The 3,591-nt window shown below is 75.6% G+C and carries 1 protein-coding gene; it reads right to left on the bottom strand.

What is annotated here, in order from left to right; translation table 11 throughout:
• On the bottom strand, positions 1-3,591 hold a 3,591-nt coding region (locus tag ABT263_RS38545; protein WP_352298566.1), incomplete at both ends, for an SDR family NAD(P)-dependent oxidoreductase.

Below are 3,591 nucleotides of genomic sequence, written 5' to 3' on the forward strand. Positions count from 1 at the left end.
CGAACACCGACCGCGTCGCCGCCAACGACCACGCCACATCCACCGGATCCACCGACGACCGCGCCGACACCCACTCCCGCAACCGATCCGCCTGAGCCGTCAGCCCCTGCGCCGACCGACCTGACACCACCCACGCGGCAGCGCCACCGGGCACGACCACCGCAGGAGCGACCGGAGCCGGAGCCGCCTCGGTGGCGACCGGAGCCGGAGCCTCCTCCAGGATGACGTGCGCGTTGGTACCGCTCATCCCGAACGACGACACACCGGCACGACGCACCCGGTTCTCGGCCGACCACGGCACCGCCTCGGTCAGCAGCTCCACCTCACCGGCCGACCAGTCGATGTGCGGCGAGCGCTCGGCGGCGTGCAGCGTCGCCGGCAGCTCCCGGTGCTGGAGGGCCAGCACCATCTTGATCACCCCGGCCACACCGGCCGCGGCCTGGGTGTGCCCGATGTTCGACTTCACCGAACCCAGCCGCAACGGCCCCTGGCCGCCCCGCTCCTGGCCGTAGGTGGCCAGCAGTGCCTGCGCCTCGATCGGGTCGCCCAGCGGGGTCCCCGTGCCGTGCGCCTCCACCACGTCGACCTCGTCGGCGCGGACCCCGGCGTTCGCCAGCGCCGCGCGGATCACCCGCTGCTGCGAGGGACCGTTCGGCGCGGTCAGACCGTTCGACGCACCGTCCTGGTTGGTCGCGCTGCCGCGGATCACCGCGAGCACCCGGTGCCCGTTGCGCTGCGCGTCCGACAGCCGCTCCACGACCACCATGCCCGCGCCCTCGCCCAGGCCCATGCCGTCGGCCTCCGCCGAGAACGGCTTGCACCGGCCGTCCGGCGCCAGCCCCATCTGCCGGCTGAACTGGTCGAACAGCAGCGGGTTGGCCGCCACCATGACGCCGCCCGCCAGGGCCAGCGTGCACTCCCCGGAGCGGACCGCCTGCGCGGCCAGGTGCAGCGCCACCAGCGACGAGGAGCACGCGGTGTCGACCGTCACGGCCGGACCCTCCAGGCCCAGCACGTACGACACCCGGCCGGAGACCACGCTGGTCGAGATCCCCGTGACGAGGTGCCCGTCCAGTTCGCCCTCCAGCCCGGAGCTCCAGCCGTAGCCGGAGGCGGAGGCGCCCGCGAACACGCCGGTCGCCGAACCGCGCAGCGACGCCGGGTCCAGTCCGGCCCGCTCCAGCGCCTCCCAGGCCACTTCGAGCAGCAGCCGCTGCTGCGGGTCCATCGACACGGCCTCGCGCGGGCTGATCCCGAAGAACCCCGCGTCGAAGCCGGTCGCGTCGTAGACGAAGCCGCCCGCCCGGACGGGCCCGCCGTCGGCCGCGTCGGCGGTGTCCTCGATGACCCAGCCCCGGTCCTCCGGCAGTACGGAGATGGCGTCGGTCCGGGCGGTCACCAAGTCCCACAGCGCCTCCGGGCCGGTCACCCCGCCCGGGTAGCGGCACGCCATGCCGACGATCGCCAGCGGCTCGTCGCTCGCCGCCGCCACCACCGGAGCACTCTGCGCGCCGTCGGGGACGCCGGCCAGCTGCACCAGCAGGAACTCGGCGGCGGCCGTGGGGGTGGGCGCGTCGAACATCAGCGTGGCGGGCAGTTGCAGGCCCGTGGCGGCGCCGAGCCGGTTGCGCAGCTCCACCGAGGTCAGCGAGTCGAAGCCCAGGTCGCTGAAGGCCCGGGTGGCCTCGACGGCCTCGGGCGACGGGTAGTCCAGCACGGAGGCCGCCTGGGTCTGCACCAGGTTGACCAGCAGCCGGTTCTGCTCGATGCGCGACAGGCCGGCCAGCTGCCGCCGCCAGGACGCGCTCGCGTCCGAGCCCGCGGCCGGGTCGGCCCCGCCGGCCTCCGGCAGGTCACCGGCCAGGGCCTGCCGGACCTCGGGCAGGTTCTCGATCAGCGGGCTGGGCCGGCGCAGCGTGAACGGCGGGGCGAACCGCGCCCAGTCGATGTCGGCGACCGTCAGCTGGGGCTCGCCGCCGTCCAGGACCTGGGCCAGCGCCTGGACGGCGTGGTCCTTGGCCATGACGATCAGCCCGCGGCGGCTGCCCTGGGCGGCACCCGCCTCGTCGGTCATCCCGCCGCCGCCCCACGAACCCCAGGCCACCGAGGTGGCGGTCAGGCCCTGGGACCGGCGGTGCTCGGCCAGGCCGTCCAGGAAGGTGTTGGCCGCGGCGTAGGCGGGCTGGAGACCACTGCCCCAGGTCGCCGCGATCGAGGAGAAGAGCACGAAGGCGTCCAGGTCCAGGTCCCTGGTCAGCTCGTCCAGGTGGACGGCGCCCGAGGCCTTGGCGGCCAGCACGGCGGCCGTCTCGGCCAGGTCGGTCTCGTGCACGGTGGTGTGCTGGACGACACCGGCGGCGTGCATCACCGCGGACAGCGCGGGGCCGGTCGCGGCGATCCGGTCGAGCAGCCCGGCCAGGTCGGACCGGTCGGCCGCGTCGCAGGCGACGACGTCCACGTGGCTGCCCCGGGCCGCCAGTCCGGCGACCTTCGCGGCCAGACCGGCGGCGCCGGCCCCGGACCTGCTGGTCAGCACGAGCCGCTGCGCACCGCGGTCGGCCAGCCAGCCGGCCACGTGTCCACCGATCGCGCCGGTGCCTCCGGTGACCAGGACGGTCCCGGTGGGCGTCCACTGCTCGGCGTGGGCGCGGGGCCGGTCGGCCCGGCCGAGCCGGCGGCCGAAGACCGCGGCCGGACGGATCGCGACCTGGTCCTCGCCGCACCCGGCCAGCACGGCGGCCAGCCGTCCTGCGGCCTGCTCGTCGAACGCGGCCGGAAGGTCGATCAACCCGCCCCAGCGGTCGGGGTGTTCCAGGCCGACGACCCGGCCGAAGCCCCAGATCTGGGTCTGCAGCGGGTTCGTCAGCGCCTCCTCCGGCGTCGCCGCGACGGCGCCGCGGGTGAGCACCCACAGCGGTGCGCCGACGCCCGCGTCGCCCAGCGCCTGCACCACGGCCAGCGTGGCGGCGAAACCCCGGGTGACCGCCGGGTACTCGGGCACCGGTGTCTCGTCCAGGGCCAGCAGCGACACCACTCCGGCCGGCACCTCGCCGCCCGGCAGGGCCCCGCCGATGACGGCGGCCACGTCCTGCCGGTCCGTGACAGCGGCCGGTACCTCGGCGACCGTGACATCGGCGCCACGGGCGGTCAGGGCCCGGACGCAGTCCTGCGTCAGCTCGTCGTCGGCCCGGTCGGAGAGCACCAGCCAGCGGCCGGTGAGCGCGGTCGGAGCGGGGTCGGCGACCGGCGCCCAGCTGACGCGGTAGCGCCAGTTCTCCGTCGCCGACCGGTCGAGCTCGCGGCGGCGCCACGAGGTCAGCGCCTCCAGGACCTCGCCGAGCGAGCGGCGGTCGTCCAGCTCCAGCTCCTCGGCGAGGTGCGCCAGGTCGCCACCCTCGACGGCGGCCCAGAACCGGGCCTCGACGGCCGTGCTCGCACCGTCGCCACCGACCGGGACGACGGTCGCGGCCGAGGGCTCCAGCCAGTACCGCTGCTTCTGGAAGGCGTAGGTCGGCAGCTCCACCACCTCGGCGGCGGGCAGCACGACCTTCCAGTCCACCGCGAGACCGCCGACGTAGGCCTGCGCGAACG

Source organism: Kitasatospora sp. NPDC001603, from assembly GCF_040298365.1.
GTDB lineage: Bacteria > Actinomycetota > Actinomycetes > Streptomycetales > Streptomycetaceae > Kitasatospora.